Raw genomic sequence first — 16,464 nt, forward strand, 5'->3', positions numbered from 1 at the left:
GCACCTCTCTCAGTCGGCTCCTCGGTCGGCGGGGACCGGCCGGCGGGCCGCCCGAGCCGAACGTACCAACCGGACCACCACCACGATCACCAACAGCGTCATGAGGGGCGCGCCCGGCATCTTGCTCCACCGGGGCAGGCCGGTGCCGTCGGCCAGGACCAGGAACGACGAGACCAGCGCCACCAGCGCGAACCAGCCGGTCCGGCGGGCGGTGGCGGCGAGCACGGTGAGCGGCCACATCCAGTACCAGGGGTGGAACAGCGGTGACAGCGCGACCGTCGCGGTCAGCGCCAGGCCGGCGTGCCAGAACGGCTCCCCCCGGCGCAGCGCCCGGAACCAGAGCCAGACCAGCACCCCCACCAGGACCACCACGGCGATCCCCCGGGTGACCGGCAGCGCGTCGATGTGCGCGCCGAAGATCGCCGCGACGTACCCGGCGGTCTGCCCGACCGCGGTGGGCGGCGAGGTCCAGGCCACCACGAGCCCGCCCTGTTCGAGGCCGCTGACGAAGCCGAAGTCGAGGCCCGCGGCCAGGGTCACGGCGACCACGGTGGCCACGGCCGCGCCGACCACCCACGCGCCGTCGCGGACCAGCGCCCGGATCCGGTACGGCCCGACGATCGCGGCCAGCGCGGCGAACGGCACCACGACCAACGCGGTGACCTTGACGGCGGCGGCCAGGCCGAGCAGCAGCCCACCGGCGAGCAGCGGCAGCGGCCGGCCCGGCCGGGCCGCCACCACGGCCAGTCCGGCGACGAGCAGGCCCACCATGAGCGCGTCGTTGTGCGCCCCGGAGATGAGGTGCACGGGCACCAGCGGGCAGGCCAGCGCCAGCCAGAGCGCCCGCTGCGGCGGCACCCCGCAGCGGCGGGCCAGCACCGGCAGCGCCCATGCGGTCAGCCCCACGCCGGCGACCGCGAGCAGCCGGAACAGCGCCACGCTGCCGGCCAGCGACCCGGCCGCCGACACCACGGCCCCGGAGAGCAGCACGAACAGCGGCCCGTACGGTGCCGGGGTGTCCCGCCAGATGTAGGAGATGGTGTCCAGCCACGGGCAGGGCAGCGCCGACACGCCCTGCTCGTACGGGTTGATCCCCGCCGCGTAGCTGGCACCCTGGCAGGCGTAGGCGTACGCGTCCCGGCTGCCCAGCGGCGGGGTGAACAGCATCGGCAGCAGCCAGAGGGCGACCGTGACGAGCACCCAGCGGGTCGACGGGGCCCGGTCGCGCAGCGACCACCAGGCCCCGGCCAGCAGGGCGGTGCCGACCAACCAGAGAGCGATGATCAGGGGCCCGTCCGGGCCCTGCCAGATGCTGACCGGGGTGGGGCGCAGGTCACCGTGCGGCAGCGCGCCGCCGAGGTAGGCGGCCACGGCGAGCAGCACCGAGCCCGCCAGGCCGATCCAGCGCGAGAGGTGGTGAGGCACGCCGGACATGCTGCCAGTACGGTGGGTCGCGATCAGGAGGTGGGCATGCGGGGCGGTCGGGTGGTGGCGGTGTCCGCCGCGTCCGCGCTGGTCCTCGCCGTGCTGTATCTCACCCTGCCGGCCACCGGCTCGGACCTGTCCGCCCAGGTGGCCCGGGCCGGCTTCTTCGCCGAGCACGGGCCCGCCCTGGTCGACCTGCGCTGGTACGGCGGCGTGCACCCGTGGGGCTACAGCCTGGTCTCACCGCCGCTCATGGCCCTGCTCGGGGTCCGCCCCACCGGTGCGCTCACCCTGCTCGCCTCGGCCACCGCGTTCGCGGCCCTGCTGGTCCGGACCCGGGTGCCCCGGCCCCTGCTGGGCAGCCTCGTCGGGGCGCTCACCATCGCCGGCAACCTGGTCTCCGGCCGGGTGACGTACGCCCTCGGGGTCACCTTCGGCCTTGTCGCGCTGCTCGCCCTGACCCTGCCCACCGGAGCCGCCGGCCGCGCCCGGTGGTGGCGTCCGGTGCTGGCCGCCGTGGCCGCCCTGCTCGCCTCGGCGACCAGCCCGGTGGCCGGGCTCTTCGTCGGCCTGGCCGGGGTCGCGCTGCTGCTCACCCGCCGGTACGCCGACGGCCTGCTGCTCGCGGTGCCGGCCGCCGCGCCACTCGCCGTGACCGGACTGCTCTTCGGCGAGGGCGGCTGGATGAACATCAGCCGCACCGACACCCTGCACGCCGTGGTGACGAGCCTGCTGGTGGCCGCGCTGGTGGCCCACCGGCCGGTACGGGTCGGCGCGCTGCTGTCGGCGGCCGGGGTGCTGGCCGCCGCGCTGCTGCACACCCCGGTCGGCTTGAACGCCACCCGCCTCGTGGTGATGTTCGCGCTGCCCGTGCTGGCCGCGTCCGCGACGCTCCCCCGCCGCCTGACCGCCCGGCGGGCCGGACGCGACACCGCCGTTCCGGCGGGCGGGCCGGAGCCGGCGGTGGCGGCACGACGGCGGCGGACGGCGGCGGGGGTGGCGCTGGCCGCGCTGCTGGCGGCGGTCTGCGTGTGGCAGCCGCCCGTGGTCACCGCGGACCTGGCCAGCGCGGACGACCCCACGGCCGGTGCCGCGTACTTCGCGCCGCTGCGGGCGGAGCTGCACCGGCGGGGGCTCACCGGGCGGGTGGAGGTGCCACCGACCCGCAACTACTGGGAGGCCGCCCATCTCGGCGAGGTGCCGCTGGCACGGGGCTGGCTGCGCCAGGCCGACATCGCCCGCAACCCGCTCTTCTTCACGACCGTTCCCGGCGCGCCCGGCACCGGGGTCCCGCTGACCGCCGACACCTACCGCACCTGGCTTGCCGAGAACGCGGTGCAGTACGTCGCCGTACCCGACGTCGAGCTGTCCTGGGTGGGGCGGCCCGAGGCGGACCTGGTCCGGGCCGGCCTGCCCTATCTCACCGAAATCTGGTCGGACCCGCACTGGCGGCTCTACGCGGTGGCCGACCCGACCCCGCTGGTCGGCGCCCCGGGCGAGCTGATCCGTCAGGACGCCGCCACGGTGACCTTCCGTACGCCCGGCCCCGGCCCGGTGCCGCTGCGGGTACGCCACGACCGCTGGCTGACCGCCTCCGGCGGCGCCACGCTCACCCCCTCCGGCGAGTGGACGACCGTGACGGTCCCGCACGCCGGCACGTACACCGTCGGCGGCTGACCCGGCTCGGGTCCGTGCGCCGCTGCGACCGTGATGACGTGGACGACCCGGCCGCGCCGCACGCCACCACGCACACCCACACCGGCCGACCGGGCGAAGGGCCGCGAGCCGCTACAACCTTGATGACGTGGACGACTCAGTCCGGGCAGCCACCCGACCCGGGCGCGACTGATCCACCTGCGTCATCAGCTGTAGGCGCCAGCGGAGAAGCGGACGACCCGCCCAGGTTGGGGAGAGCGCCGTTCGAGCTGACGTCGCCGGCAACTCACCGCTGACCGACCGACGCCGAAGGCCTGGGCCGACACGGCCACTCTCGCCGACGGTAGGCCGGCGGGTCAGGACGGGGCGTCGAGGACCCGTTCCATGGCGGTCCGGGCGCGGCGGCCGGTCCGCAGGTATTCGTCGAGGAACTCGCCCGGGTCGTCGCCGCCGAGCAGCCGCACGACGCCGGCCAGCTCCACCCCGTGCCGGGGCAGTTGGTCACCGGCCCGGCCGCGGACCAGCATCAGCGCGTTGCGGACCTGGGCGGCGAGCGTCCAGCCGGCCGCCATCTCGGCCGCGTCCTCGGGATCGACAAGACCGGCGTCACGGGCCGCGCCCAGCGCGCCGAGGGTGCTCGTGCCCCGCAGCGCGGGCAGCCGGCCGGCGTGCCGGAGCTGGAGCAGCTGCACGGCCCACTCCACGTCGGCGAGCCCGCCCCGCCCCAGCTTGGTGTGGGTGGCCGGGTCGGCGCCCCGGGGCAGCCGCTCGGTCTCCACCCGGGCCTTGATCCGGCGGATCTCCACCACCTGCTCGCGGGTCAGGCCGTCGGCCGGGTAGCGCACCGGGTCGACCATCGCCTCGAACTCGGCGCCCAGGTCGGCGTCGCCGCAGACGAACCGGGCCCGCAGCAGCGCCTGCGCCTCCCACACCTTGGACCAGCGGGCGTAGTACTGGGCGTACGCGGCGAGGCTGCGTACCAGTGGGCCCTGCCGGCCCTCGGGGCGCAGGTCGGCGTCGACCCCGAGCGGCGGGTCGGGGGCGGGCGCGGAGAGCAGGCGGCGCAGTTCCTCGGCGACGGCGTGGGCGGCGGCCGCCGCGGCCCGCTCGTCCCCGCCCTGGGGCGGGTCGTAGACGAACAGCACGTCGGCGTCGGAGAGGTAGTTCGACTCGCGACCGCCGAGCCGGCCCATGCCGATGACGGCGAAGCGCAGGCCGGGCGGGCCCGGCTGGGCGGCCCGGGCGGTGCGCAGCGCGGCGGCCAGGGTGGCGTCGGCGACGTCGGAGAGGGCGGCCCCGACCGCCGTGACGTCCGCCAGGGTGGGCATCCGCCCGCCGCCGTCCGGCGACCGTGGGGTGAGCGGGGCGAGCGTGCCGGCCCGGCTGAGCACGTCGGCGCAGGCCAGCCGGACCAGCTCCCGGCGGCGTAGCGCGCGGACGGCGCGGGTGGCCTCGACCGGGTCGTCGTGCCGGGTCGCGGCGGCCGTGAAGCCCTCGCCGAGCACCTCGCGGGGGCGCGGGGTCAGCTCGGTGTCCTCGGCCAGCAGCCGCAGCGCCTCGGGCTCCCGGGCCAGCAGGTCGGCGGCGTACCGGGAGGAGGAGAGCACCCGGGCCAGCCGGCGGGCCACCGGCCCGGAGTCACGCAGCAGGCGCAGGTACCAGGGGGTGCTGCCGAGCTTGTCGGAGACCTGCCGGTAGTTCAGCAGCCCCCGGTCCGGCTCGGGCGCGTCGGCGAACTCGCTGAGCAGCACCGGCAGCAGGGTGCGCTGGATGGCGGCGGTGCGGCTCACCCCGCCGGTGAGCGCCTGGAGGTGCCGCAGCGCTCCGGCCGGGTCGGCGAAGCCGAGGATCTCCAGCCGGTGCCGCGCCGCCTCCGGGGTGAGCCGCAGCCCCTCGGCGGGCACCCGGGCGACCGACTCCAGCAGCGGCCGGTAGAGCAGTTTGGCGTGCAGCCGGCGTACCTCGGTGGCGTGGGTGACCCACTCGGCGCGGAACTCCTCGACGGCGCTGCGGCCCGGGGTGGCGGCGTAGCCGAGCGCGGCGGCCAGCCAGCGCAGCGCGGCCGGCTCGGTCGGCACGGTGTGGGTGCGGCGCAGGCCCTGGAGCTGGAGGCGGTGCTCGACGCCGCGCAGGAAGCGGTAGCCGCGCAGCAGCGCCTCCCCGTCGGCGCGGCCCACGTAGCCGCCGGCGACCAGGGCGCGCAGCGCCGGGATGGTGCCGGGCGCGCGCAGCGACTCGTCGACGCGGCCGTGCACGAGCTGGAGCAGCTGGACGGCGAACTCGATGTCGCGCAGCCCGCCCGGGCCGCGCTTGATCTCGCGTTCCAGCTCCTTCGGCGGGACGTGGTCGATGATCTTGCGGCGCATCGCCCGGACGTCCTCGACGGCCTCCGGCCGCTCGGCGGCGGTCCAGACCAGCGGGGCGAGCGCGTCGATCCACTCGCGGGCCAGCGCCAGGTCACCGGCCGCCGGCCGGGCCTTGAGCAGCGCCTGGAACTCCCAGGTGCGGGCCCAGCGGCGGTAGTAGGCCAGGTGGCTGGCGAGGGTGCGGACCAGCGGGCCCCGATTGCCCTCGGGACGCAGCGCGGCGTCGACCGGCCAGGCGACCAGCCCGCAGATGTGGATCAGCCGGGTGGCGACCTGGGTCGCGGCGGCCAGGTCGTCGTCGGTGGCGGCCACGAAGATGACGTCGACGTCGGAGACGTAGTTCAGCTCGTCGCCCCCGCACTTGCCCATCGCCACCACGGCCAGCCGGGGCCGGGGCGTGCCCTCCGGCAGCTCGTCGGCGGCGATGTCGTAGGCGGCGGCCAGGGTGGCGTCGGCGAGCCGGGACAGCGCCGCCATGGTCTGCTCCAGGCCGCGGCCGCCGGTCAGGTCGGCCGCCGCGATCCGCAGCAGCGCCAACCGGTACGCCTGCCGCAGCGCCGGGACCGGGCCCGTGGCGGCGGTCAGCCGGGCGGCCGTGGCCAGGTCGAGCCGGCCGTCGGCGGAGGGCGCCAGCCCGTCCGCCTCGGTGGCCAGCACGGGCCACTGGTCGGGGTTGGCCACGAGATGGTCGCCGAGCGCCGAGGAGGCACCGAGGACCGCGACCAGGCGGCGGCGCAGCCCCGGGTCGGCGGCGAGGGCATCCAGCACCGCCGGCTTCTCCCCGGTACGCCGTTCCGCCTCCACGACGCGGTGCAGCTGGCGCAGCGCCAGGTCCGGGTCGGCGGCCCGGGACAGGGCGGCGAGCAGCTCACCGGCCGCCTCGTCGGCGGGTTCCTGCTCCTCGACGCGCCACAACCCGAGCCCGTCCGGCCCGAGCAGGTCGGCGGCGCACGCCGAGCCGTCGCCCTCGGCGAACCCGTAGCGGGCCAGGCGACCCCGGGCCGGTCGGGTCATCTCAGTGCCCGAGCAGCGGCAGGGTGGGACGGATCGTGGCGGCGTCCAGCTCGCCGAGCGCGAGGGCGGCGAACCGGACGGCGAACGGCTGCCAGACCTCCTCCACGTCGGCCATCACCCGGTCGCAGGCGGCCACCACCAGCTCCGGGTCGTAGCCCAGCTCGGCCAGCAGCTCCGAGTCGCGGGCCCAGTCGGCGATCATCGCGGTGTCGCACTCGATGTGGAACTGGAGCCCCCAGGCCCGGTCGCCGAGGCGGAACGCCTGGTTCGGGTAGCGAGTCGAGGCGGCCAGCAGGGTGGCCCCGTGCGGCAGCGCGGTGATCTCGTCGCTGTGCCACTGGAGCACGTCCGGCATCAGCGGCACGTACCGGAAGAGCGGGTCGGTCTCGGCGGCGTCCCGCTTGCCCACCACCGCGGGCCCGACCTCCGGCCCGGACGGGCTGCGCTCGACCTGCCCGGCGTGGGCGGTGGCCAGCAGCTGCCCGCCGAGGCAGACCCCGAGGGTGGGGATCCGCTGCCGGACCGCCTTGCGCAGCAGCCCTTCGAGGGCCGGGAACCAGGGCGCACCCGGCGTGCCGTCCGGCAGCGGGTAGGCCTGCTGCTCGCCGCCGAGCACCACGAGCGCGACGTAGCCGTCGAGGTCGGCGGGGAGCGCGTCACCGGCGTGCGGGCGCAGCACCCACAGGTCCAGGCCTCCCTCGGTGAGCCACTCCCCCAGGCGGCGGAGGTCGTCGGTCGGGTCGTTCTCGATCACCAGCGCGGTCGCCACGACGTCGAGGCTATCCGGTACGCCCGGCGAGGGCCGGTCCGGCTCGGCCGCACTAGGCTCCCGTCGTGCCCACCGACGACTGCCTGCGCCCACCGGTCCTGCGCCCCGGCGACCAGGTGATGCTTGTCTCGCCCTCCGGCCCGACCCGTCCGGAGCGGGTGGCCCGCGGCATCGAGCTGCTCACCGGCTGGGGGCTGCGCCCCGTGCCCGCGCCGCACGCGTACGCCCGCCAGGGCTACCTGGCCGGCGCCGACGAGCTGCGGGCCGCCGATCTGAACGCCGCGTTCGCCGACCCGGAGATCCGCGGGGTGATCTGCACCCGGGGCGGCTACGGCGCGCAGCGGGTGGTGGACCTCATCGACATGGCGGCGGTCCGCCGCGACCCGAAGGTGGTGGCGGGCTTCTCCGACATCACCGCGCTGCAGTTCGCGCTGTGGCGGGGCGCCCGGCTGGCCGGCGTCCACGGCCCCGGCGCGGCGTGGCGGGACGAGCGCACCCCGCTGCGCTCGGCGGAGTCGCTGCACGCCGCGCTGATGACCACCGAACCGGTGACGGTCGAGGCGGTGAAGGAGGAGGAGACGTACACGGTCCGGGTGCCCGGGCGGGCCGAGGGGCGGCTGCTCGGCGGCAACCTGTGCCTGATCACGGCGTCGATCGGCACCCCGGACATGCCCGACCTGACCGGGGCGGTGCTGCTGGTCGAGGAGGTGGAGGAGCCGCCGTACAAGGTCGACCGGATGCTCACCCACCTGCGCCGCTGCGGCGCCCTGGACGGGATCGCCGGGGTGGCGGTGGGCCAGTTCACCGACTGCGCCGACGGCTGGGACACCACGATCACGGACGTGCTCACCGAGCGCCTGGGCGACCTCGGCGTCCCGATCCTCGGCGGCCTCCCCATCGGCCACGGCCCCCACCAGCTGACGGTCCCGGTAGGCACCCCCGCGGTCCTCGACGCGACAACCGGCACCCTGACAGTCACCCCCGCCGTCCACTGACCCCGGGGTTTCCCGGTCAGGGGGTCAGGTGGGCGACCGCGCCGGTTTCCAGGGCGATCCAGACCGTGCCGTCCGGGGTCAGCGTCAGGCCGTGGGGTTCTGAGGACGGGGTGGGCAGGTCGTGGCCGGTGATGCGGCCGGCCCTGTCGATGTGGCCGATGCGGTTGGCGGCCCACTCGGTGAACCAGCAGCCGCCGGCCGGGTCGGCCACGATGGCGTGCGGGCGGGCCGCGCGGTCCGGCAGCGGGAACTCGTCGATCCGGCCGTCGGGGGTGATCCGGCCGAGCTGCCCGGCGGCGATCTCGACGAACCAGAGCGCGCCGTCGCCGCCCAGGGTGATGCCGACCGGTCCGGCGGCCTCGGTCGGCAGGGCGTGCAGCGTCACCTGGCCGTCCAGCGCGACCCGGGCGATCGCGTTCGCCTGGTTGAGGGTGAGCCAGAGTGCGCCGTCCGGCCCGGCCGCCAGCATCGAGGGGAAGCCCCTGGCGGCGGGCAGCGGGAAGGTGGTGACCGCACCGTCGACGGTGACCCGGCCGACCGTGTCGTCGCCCATGCCGGCGTACCAGAGGGCGTCGTCCGGGCCGACGGCGAGGCCGCACGGCGCGGTCCCCGGCGGGAGCGCGACGGAGCCGGTCTCCCCGTCGACGGTGATCCGGCCCAGCCGGTCGTCGCCGGAGCGGGTGTACCAGAGCGCGCCGTCCGGGCCGGCGGTGATGATCAGCGGGCGGCTTCCCGCCGGGTCCGCGAGGTACGTCCGCACCTCGCCGTCGCGCCCCACCCGGGCGACGCCGCCCGTCCCGGCGAGCGTCAGCCAGAGCGCGCCGTCCGGGCCGGCGGTGATCCCGTACGGTCCCGAGCCCGGTTCCGCGAGCGTGATCTCCCGGATGGAGGGGTTCGTCATGCGGCCTCGCCTTCCGTCGGTGACCGGCCCACCCTCCCGGCCGGCGCAGCCCGTCGCAACTGGTTTGTCCCCGTTCGCCGATGCGATTGCCAGCGCGCTGACAGGTTCGCCACGGGTGGCGCCCAGCTCCGCCGGTCACTGTCGGTGACGTCATCGCACCACCACCGAACAGGAGAATCGCATGATCCGCAGGATGTCGAGGAAGCACCTGCTGGCCGGCGTGGCCGCCGCCGGCGTGCTCGGCGTCGGGATCGCCGCCCCGACGGTGGCGCTCGCCGACGACAAGAGCCCCAGCCCGAGCGCCAGCACGAGCACCGACCAGCAGCAGCAGCGGACCGATCGGCGGGCCGACTTCGCCGAGGCGCTCGCCAAGGAACTGGGCGTCCCGACCGACAAGGTGACCGCCGCGCTGGAGAAGCTGCGCGAGCAGCGCCAGGACGACCGGCCCGAGCGGCCGTCGACCGAGGACCGGCAGGCCGCGCTGAAGGAGCGGCTGGACCAGGCCGTCAAGGACGGCAAGCTCACCCAGGAGCAGGCCGACGCGGTGCTGAAGGCGACCGAGGCCGGTGTCTTCCCGGGCCCGGGCGGTCACGGCCCTCGCGGCGGGGACGGCCGCTGGGGTAGGTGACCCGGCTGGCCCCGCCGTCTCCTCACCGGCCGCACCTCCCTCCGCGGCCGGGACCCGCTCCGCGGCGGGGCCACCGGGCCGACCGCCCGCGATTCGGGTGCGTCTGGTGTCGCTCCGGCGGCATCAGACGCACCCGGAGCGGTCATCCCTCGGCGGGCGGGGTGAAGACGCCGACGCGGTTGCCGGACGGGTCGAGCAGCTGGGCGAGGCTCAGGCCGCTCGGCGTGGTTCGCGGCGGCACCAGCACCTTGCCGCCGGCCGCCTCGGCGCGCCGGCAGGTCTCCGCCACGTCGGCGACCTCCGCATAGAAGATCGCGTAGTTCGGCGAGTCGCCGTCGACGGCTCGGATGGCGCCTCCGATCCCGTGCTCCCCGCCGGCGGTCGTCTGCCGGTACGACGCGCCCGGGCCGCCCTGCTCCTCGAAGGTCCAGCCGAACAGGTCGCCGTAGAAGCGCTCGGCCTCCTCCGGGCGGTCCGAGCCGATCTCGAACCAGGTCACGGGCATGCTGGACATGTTTCCTCCTGCTCCGCGCCGGCACGGTCGGCCGGCGTCAGAAAGCAAGCCTCGCCCCCGTCCGCGACAGCGTCCTGTCGGTGTTTCCGGATCACTCCACCCGGTCGGGGTCCGCGAGCGGTCGCAGGCGTTCGACCAGGTCGGGTCGGCGGCGACCGCACCGCTGCCGGAAGCTCTCCGCCTCCGCGGCCGACACCGGCTCACGACGGAGCGCGAGCTCGTGCAGGCGCACCAGCACGTCGGCGCCGGCCTCGTCCAGCCAGTCCGCGGGGCGGCCACGGCTCGCGGCGAACCCGCGGGCGCCCCGCACCAGGTCGGCGGCGAGCGCGACGAACCGGAGGTCCGCCTGGTCGTCCCGGCCGAGGAACGCGAGCAGGCAGCGGAAGGCGGGAGCGCGGGATTCCCCGGTCAGCGACAGCTCCTCCAGGCGACGGAGCGCGTCGGCCACGAAGCCCGGCGCCAGGCCCTCGTCGACGGCCATGCGCTCCAGCACGAGAGCGGCCACCGCTCGTTCGGCACGGTTCTCCGGGGAGCCGAACGTGGCGAACAGCCGTTCGTAGATCCGCGCCCGCTCGCCGGCGGTGGCCGTCGACAGCGGCAGGAGGGCCACGTCGAGCAGCAGGCGGGCCTCCGAGCGGTCCCCGTCCGGGAAGGCGTAGAACCCGTCCACCAGGTCGGAGCGGAGCGTGGCCCGGACCGGCGCCCGGCCGGAGGGGCGGAGGCCGAGCGGTTCCAGCGCGTGCAGCACCGCCTCGACGGTCGGGTCGCACTCGAAGTACGCGGTGCGCTGCAGCAGTTCCACATCCGTGTCGGTCGTCCCGTACCGGGAACCGGCATCCACCACGGACGGTTCGTCGGTACGCCCGCCGAACTGCCAGCGAGGGTCACCGGGCACCTCGTCCGGCTCGTCGTCGCGCCGGATCGACAGCAGCAGCTCGCGGCTGCCGTCGGTCCACGTCCGTGTCGGCCGCACCACGGTCAACAGGCTCAGGTACTCCCCCTCGGGCAGCTGCGCCCGCCACTGCAGCGCCTGCCGTCGCCAGCGGTACGCCGACGCCGCACCGTTCCCGTACAGGGCGGCGGACGGCAGGTCGGTGACGCAGAGAGCCAGCACCAGCAGGTTCGCCGAGTACACCGCGCAGCGCGCCGGTACGGTCGCCGGTCGAGGCTGGTAGGACCGGTGGCGCCCGGTGGGGCGCGGGTCCGACGCGGTGCGGAACAGGCGCGACAGGATGCTCACGACGGCGGAGCGGCGGCCCGGCGTCCAGGCGGCCAGCCGTTCGGCCACGAAGGTGACGACCGGCGCCCGACTGGTCAGCACGGCGAAGGACAGCAACGCGTGCAGCCGGTCGTCGTCGACGGACGCCTCGCCCAGCAGGCTCGCCGCCTCACGTTCCACCAGCTCCTGAAGGACCAGCGTGACCGACCGGGCGATCAGGTACTCGCCGAAGGTCGCGTGGAGGAACTCGTAGGTCCGGGCCAGCCCACCGCCGAGCACCGCCTCCGACCGGTGCACGAAGAAGAAGCGGCCCAGCACGATCTCGGAACGCCGCAGCGCCCCCCGCATGCTCCCGCGGGCCGGCACCGGAAGCGGTGGCCGGTGCCCCAGGAACGGCAGGGCGTCCAGATCCGCCTCGAGATCGTCCTCGGTCAACCACTGGGCGCCACGGTTGAACATGCCGAAGGCGACCACCGACAGCCGGCGGAGTTCGTCCTCGGTCGCCCGGGCGACCTCGTCCTCCGGCAGCCACGGGTCCTGCTTGGCGACCTCCCGCCGGGCGAAGCTCGTCAGCAGCTTCTCGTACAGGTCGCCCCGTCCCAGCCCGCCGACGTCGCGCAGGTCGTGCCCGCCCGCGGCGTAGAGCGCGAGCATGAGCAGCAGCAGCGGCTGCTCCGCGAGTTCCTTGTGCGCCCGGACGGCGTGGGCGTCCAGCGGGCTCACGCCGAGCGTCCCGAACGAGAAGCTGTTGGTCCGGTTCCAGGTGTCGACCCAGGTGTCGATGCGGGTCTCGTCGAACGGTTCCAGCCGGAGGACGACCGTGCCGGGTGGCGGCAGGGCCCGGTCGGCGACGCTGGACCTGGTGGTGACCAGCACGGCGACGGGACGCCCCTGATCCGCCTCGCGGCGCTGGAAGACGGCCACCCGCCGCAGGTAGTCGCTCTGGCTGACGCCGGTGGCCTGCAGCAGCTCGTCGAAGCCGTCGAGCAGCACGACCGGCATCGCGTCACCGGCCGAGCGGACCAGGTCGGGCCAGGTGAGCGCCTCGCCGGTGGCGTTGCGCACGGCCTGTTCGATCTGATCCTGGAGGTCGCCCACGGCCTGCACGGCGCGCAGCTCGACCCGGATCACCAGGAAGTCGGCGGCCGGCAACTGGGCGGCGAGGACGCGGGTCAGCACGGACTTGCCCGAGCCCGGTTGGCCGAGCACGAGAAGCGGCGCCGTCGACGCCTCCGCCGTCGTCAGGTGCACCAGCAACGACTGCCACAGGTCGTCCCGGAGCGGATACCGGCTCCACCAGGTCTCGTCGGTCGGCCGCGCGGAGGGTGACAGCTTCACGATCCGGCACAGCGGCGGCACGTACGCCTCACCCAGGGTCGGGACCTGCAACCCCGCCGGCACCTCCCCCGACGGAAGGATCGGCCGTCGCAGCTCGGCGGCGTGCGCGGCGGCGAGGCCGGCCCGCCGCCGGTCGGGCACGTGGCCCGTGGAGATGTCGGTCAGCACCTGGCGCATCGCCGCCAACCCGACCGAGAGCGACCGGACCTCCTGCCGGGTCGCCTCGTGCTCCTGGAGCCCCAGCCAGAAGTCGACCTCGGGGAAGTCCTGAGCCAGCTGGGTGAGCAGCTCCCGGTGCCGGCCGACAGCCACCCGGGAGACGGCCAGCAGCGCCGACTCGGCCGCGTCGCGCCGGTGCTGGTCCGCCTGCTCCCAGACCGCCAGCCCCGCGCAGAACCGGAGCAGCCGGTTGGCCAGGTCGTCGTAGTACCTGGTCAGGGCGGCGGACAGGTCCGAGTAGGGCAGGTGCGCGCCCGGCACCGGCGCGGCGGTGCCGAAGAACGCCTCGGTCACCGTCGTGCCGGTGACCGGCCCGGCTCCCGCGAGGGCGAGCTGCTCCCCCTTGTCGAGGGCGAGGTCCGCGGGCGTGAACGGCAGGTCGACCTCGGCCAGCGCCTCGTAGAACGCGGTCACGGCGATGACGGCGTGCGCCGCCTGGAGGCGCTGTGTCCGCCCGTACCGGGACAGCCCGGACCTCTGCTCGGACACCGTGCGCACCAGTTCGTGCCCCAGCCGGACGAATCCCCTGGCGTCGAGGATGCCGAGCAGCGGAGGCACCGGCACCGCCGACGTCAGCTTGTCGAACCAGTCGACGAACCTGCTCTGCTCCCCGCCGAGCAGGCGGACGGCGTCGGCGTAGCTGAGCGTGTCGGGCACCCCGCGCTCCTCCCCCAGGCACGGCCGGACCCCTCAGGGTCCCGCATCCGCCGGCCGGGCGCTGTCGGGTATCAGACCAGACTCAGTGGACGGAGCCGCCCGGCGGGGATGTCCAGGTCCTCGGGACGCAGCTCCCGGGTCACCGGCTCGGCCAGCGGCCGCACCGCCACGATCCGGTCGGTGCGGAAGCAGCGCAGCCCGGCGCGCAGCCGGCACCAACCCACCAGGTACCAGTGCGTCGCGTTGCCCAGGTAGGCCAGCGGCTCCACGTCCCGGGCCGAGGTCGCGCCCGCGCGGTCGGCGTAGCGCAGGCGGAGCACGCGCCGGGCGGCGACCGCGTCGGCCACGGCGGCCGGGACGGGCGTCGCCGGCCCACCGCCGATCAGGTGCACCCGGCCGGCGAGGCGGTGCGCCTCGGCGGCGTCGGCGGGCGGCATCACCGCGACCAGCTTGCGCAGCGCCGCGCCGGCGGCCGGGGCGAACGGCGTGCCGCCCAACCGGTGCAGCGCGACGGCCATGGCCACCGCCTCGCCCGGCGTCAGGTTGACCGGGGGCAGGGTGCGGGCGCGGTCGACCACGTAGCCGCCGGTGCGGCCCGGCTCGGCCCAGATCGGCACCCCGGCGCCCTGCAACGCGGTGATGTCCCGCTCGATGGTGCGGGTGCTGACCTCGAAGCGCCCGGCCAGCCACCGCGCGCTGCGCGGTCGCGGCGACACCGCCCGCAGCTCCTCCACCAGGGCGTAGAGACGGTCGGTGCGGTTCACGCCCGGAGGCTATGCCCCGGGTACGACACGCCTCAGGCGATGCAGGCGCAGACGATCAGCGCGGCGCCGAAGTGGGTGGCGGCGCTGACCCGGGCCGCCGGGTGCGCCTCGTCCGCGCAGATGATCTCGCCGAGCCGGCCGGGGGTGAGCAGGTCGAGCACGAGGAAGGCGAGCGCCATGACGAGCAGGCCGACCAGGCCGAAGACCACCGTGGACGCCAGCCCCTTGCCGAAGGAGCTGTAGCTGGTGAGGATCGCGGTGAAGACGATGCCGGCGATGCCGAGCTGGTTGGCGGCGAGCAGCAGCGCCGCGTTGCCGTTGCGGCGCACCCAGATCAGCTCCCGCAGTTTCCCCGGCGTGAGCAGGTCGACCAGCAGGAAGCCGGCGGCCATCAGCGCCACCCCGACGACCCCGAACACGATGCTCTGCCAGGCCCCGCTGAGCAGATCCTCCAGCACCGAACGCCTCCCCGGCCTCCGCGCCGCCCGGCGGGGTGCCGGGGGCGGTGCCGCAGACGATAGCGGCACCGCACCACCGTGATCTAGAGCGACAGGTAGCGCTGCCGCTCGTAGGGGGTGACCTCGCGGCGGTACTGCTCCCACTCGGCCCGCTTGTTGCGCAGGAAGAAGTCGAAGACGTGCTCGCCGAGCACCTCGGCGACCAGCTCGGAACCGGCCATCACGTCGATCGCCTCGGCCAGGTTCTCCGGCAGCGCCTGGTAGCCCATGGCGCGACGCTCCGCGGTGCTCAGCGACCAGACGTCGTCCTCGGCGCCCGGCGGCAGCTCGTAGCCCTCCTCGATGCCCTTGAGGCCGGCGCCGAGCATGACCGCGAACGCCAGGTAGGGGTTCGTCGCCGAGTCCAGCGAGCGGACCTCGACCCGGGCCGAGTTCGGCTTGCCGTAGGCGGGCACCCGGACCAGCGCGGACCGGTTCAGGTGACCCCAGCAGACGTACGCCGGGCTCTCCGTGATCCGGTCCGGCAGCGCCTGCGGGAACAGCCGCTTGTAGGAGTTGACCCACTGGTTGGTGACGGCGGTGTACTCCCGGGCGTGGGTGAGCAGCCCGGCGATGAACGACTTGGCCACCTTGGAGAGCTTCATCGGGTCGCCGGCGTCGTGGAAGGCGTTGCGCTCGCCCTCGAACAGCGACAGGTGGGTGTGCATGCCGCTGCCCGGCTGGTCGGTGAAGGGCTTCGGCATGAAGCTGGCCTGCACCCCGGTGGAGAGGGCGACCTCCTTCACCACGTGCCGGAAGGTCATGATGTTGTCGGCGGTGGTGAGCGCGTCGGCGTAGCGCAGGTCGATCTCCTGCTGGCCGGGGGCCACCTCGTGGTGGCTGAACTCCACCGAGATGCCGATCCGCTCCAGCGCCAGCACCGCCTGGCGGCGGAAGTCGCGGGCCACCGCGTGGGTGGTGTGCTCGAAGTAGCCGCCGGTGTCCACCGGGACCGGCAGCGAGCCGTCCTGCGGGCCGTTCTCCAGCAGGAAGAACTCGATCTCCGGGTGGGTGTAGAAGGTGAAGCCCTTCTCGGCGGCCCGGGAGAGCGCCCGGCGCAGCACGTGCCGCGGGTCGGCCCAGGACGGGCTGCCGTCGGGGAGCAGGATGTCGCAGAACATCCGGGCGCTCTCGCCGCTGACGCCGCCCTCGAAGGGGAAGACCTGGAAGGTGGTCGGATCGGGCATGGCGACCATGTCCGACTCGAAGACGCGGGCGAAGCCCTCGATGGCCGAGCCGTCGAAGCCGATGCCCTCCTCGAAGGCCGCCTCCAGCTCCGCGGGGGCCACCGACACGCTCTTGAGCGTGCCGAGCACGTCGGTGAACCACAGCCGGACGAACCGGATGTCCCGCTCTTCCAGCGTACGGAGGACGAACTCCTGCTGACGGTCCACTTCCACCCCTCGTGACACGTACGTCCGCACCGGCCGGGCCGGCCCGGCCTGACCGCCCAGTCTCCACCGGGCTCGTTACGCCGACGTTACGCCTCCGGCGTCTGCGGC

At 75.2% G+C, this 16,464-nt stretch carries 12 protein-coding genes; 3 read left to right on the plus strand and 9 right to left on the minus strand.

What is annotated here, in order from left to right:
* Positions 1-9: 9 nt before the first annotated feature.
* Entirely contained in the window at positions 10-1,425 is a 1,416-nt protein-coding gene (gene mptB, locus ACZ6PY_RS07835) for a polyprenol phosphomannose-dependent alpha 1,6 mannosyltransferase MptB (RefSeq protein WP_466070209.1), read from the minus strand.
* A 45-nt stretch (positions 1,426-1,470) separates the two neighbouring features.
* Between mptB and ACZ6PY_RS07840 the strand changes: the two genes are divergently transcribed.
* On the plus strand, positions 1,471-3,102 hold the full coding sequence (locus ACZ6PY_RS07840) for a hypothetical protein (RefSeq protein ID WP_466070211.1): 1,632 nt from the start codon (positions 1,471-1,473) through the stop codon (positions 3,100-3,102).
* A gap of 335 nt (positions 3,103-3,437) precedes the next feature.
* Here the strand turns inward: ACZ6PY_RS07840 and ACZ6PY_RS07845 are convergent, their stop codons facing one another.
* Together ACZ6PY_RS07845 and ACZ6PY_RS07850 are read right to left on the minus strand one after the other, a co-directional pair.
* Positions 3,438-6,461: a bifunctional [glutamine synthetase] adenylyltransferase/[glutamine synthetase]-adenylyl-L-tyrosine phosphorylase gene (locus tag ACZ6PY_RS07845; protein ID WP_466070213.1), complete on the minus strand. Its 3,024-nt coding sequence runs from the start codon at positions 6,459-6,461 to the stop codon at positions 3,438-3,440.
* Between the two features lies 1 nt (position 6,462).
* Positions 6,463-7,230 (minus strand): type 1 glutamine amidotransferase, encoded by a 768-nt coding sequence (locus ACZ6PY_RS07850; RefSeq protein WP_313719007.1) that lies wholly within the window; start codon positions 7,228-7,230, stop codon positions 6,463-6,465.
* A gap of 65 nt (positions 7,231-7,295) precedes the next feature.
* Between ACZ6PY_RS07850 and ACZ6PY_RS07855 the strand changes: the two genes are divergently transcribed.
* Positions 7,296-8,225 (plus strand): S66 peptidase family protein, encoded by a 930-nt coding sequence (locus tag ACZ6PY_RS07855; RefSeq protein ID WP_466070215.1) that lies wholly within the window; start codon positions 7,296-7,298, stop codon positions 8,223-8,225.
* Positions 8,226-8,241: 16 nt separating this feature from the next.
* Here the strand turns inward: ACZ6PY_RS07855 and ACZ6PY_RS07860 are convergent, their stop codons facing one another.
* Positions 8,242-9,126, minus strand: a complete 885-nt coding sequence (locus ACZ6PY_RS07860; protein WP_466070216.1) for a Vgb family protein — start codon at positions 9,124-9,126, stop codon at positions 8,242-8,244.
* A gap of 181 nt (positions 9,127-9,307) precedes the next feature.
* On the opposite strand from ACZ6PY_RS07860, the gene ACZ6PY_RS07865 reads away from it, so the two are divergent.
* Positions 9,308-9,754 carry a hypothetical protein gene (locus tag ACZ6PY_RS07865; protein WP_466070218.1) on the plus strand — a complete coding sequence of 149 codons (447 nt, stop codon included), beginning with the start codon at positions 9,308-9,310 and terminating at the stop codon, positions 9,752-9,754.
* A gap of 142 nt (positions 9,755-9,896) precedes the next feature.
* On the opposite strand, the gene ACZ6PY_RS07870 is transcribed toward ACZ6PY_RS07865, so the two are convergent.
* From ACZ6PY_RS07870 to glnA, 5 genes are all read right to left on the minus strand, one after another.
* Complete coding sequence (locus ACZ6PY_RS07870) at positions 9,897-10,268, minus strand: VOC family protein (protein WP_466070220.1); 372 nt, start codon at positions 10,266-10,268, stop codon at positions 9,897-9,899.
* Positions 10,269-10,359: 91 nt separating this feature from the next.
* Positions 10,360-13,701, minus strand: a complete 3,342-nt coding sequence (locus tag ACZ6PY_RS07875) for an NACHT domain-containing protein (RefSeq protein WP_466070222.1) — start codon at positions 13,699-13,701, stop codon at positions 10,360-10,362.
* A gap of 71 nt (positions 13,702-13,772) precedes the next feature.
* Entirely contained in the window at positions 13,773-14,465 is a 693-nt protein-coding gene (locus ACZ6PY_RS07880) for a helix-turn-helix transcriptional regulator (protein WP_466070224.1), read from the minus strand.
* A 32-nt stretch (positions 14,466-14,497) separates the two neighbouring features.
* Positions 14,498-14,923: a DUF350 domain-containing protein gene (locus tag ACZ6PY_RS07885; RefSeq protein WP_466070225.1), complete on the minus strand. Its 426-nt coding sequence runs from the start codon at positions 14,921-14,923 to the stop codon at positions 14,498-14,500.
* Positions 14,924-15,006: 83 nt separating this feature from the next.
* Complete coding sequence (glnA, locus tag ACZ6PY_RS07890) at positions 15,007-16,356, minus strand: type I glutamate--ammonia ligase (RefSeq protein WP_262282305.1); 1,350 nt, start codon at positions 16,354-16,356, stop codon at positions 15,007-15,009.
* Between the last annotated feature and the right edge of the window lie 108 nt (positions 16,357-16,464).

The sequence above is a fragment of the Micromonospora sp. NPDC048907 genome (assembly GCF_055586885.1).

Coding starts and splice junctions, on each gene's coding strand:
- ACZ6PY_RS07870 (WP_466070220.1), bottom strand. CDS start 10,268: ATGTCCAGCATGCCCGTGACCTGGTTCGAGATCGGCTCGGACCGCCCG.
- ACZ6PY_RS07860 (WP_466070216.1), bottom strand. CDS start 9,126: ATGACGAACCCCTCCATCCGGGAGATCACGCTCGCGGAACCGGGCTCG.
- ACZ6PY_RS07845 (WP_466070213.1), bottom strand. CDS start 6,461: ATGACCCGACCGGCCCGGGGTCGCCTGGCCCGCTACGGGTTCGCCGAG.
- ACZ6PY_RS07840 (WP_466070211.1), top strand. CDS start 1,471: ATGCGGGGCGGTCGGGTGGTGGCGGTGTCCGCCGCGTCCGCGCTGGTC.
- ACZ6PY_RS07865 (WP_466070218.1), top strand. CDS start 9,308: ATGATCCGCAGGATGTCGAGGAAGCACCTGCTGGCCGGCGTGGCCGCC.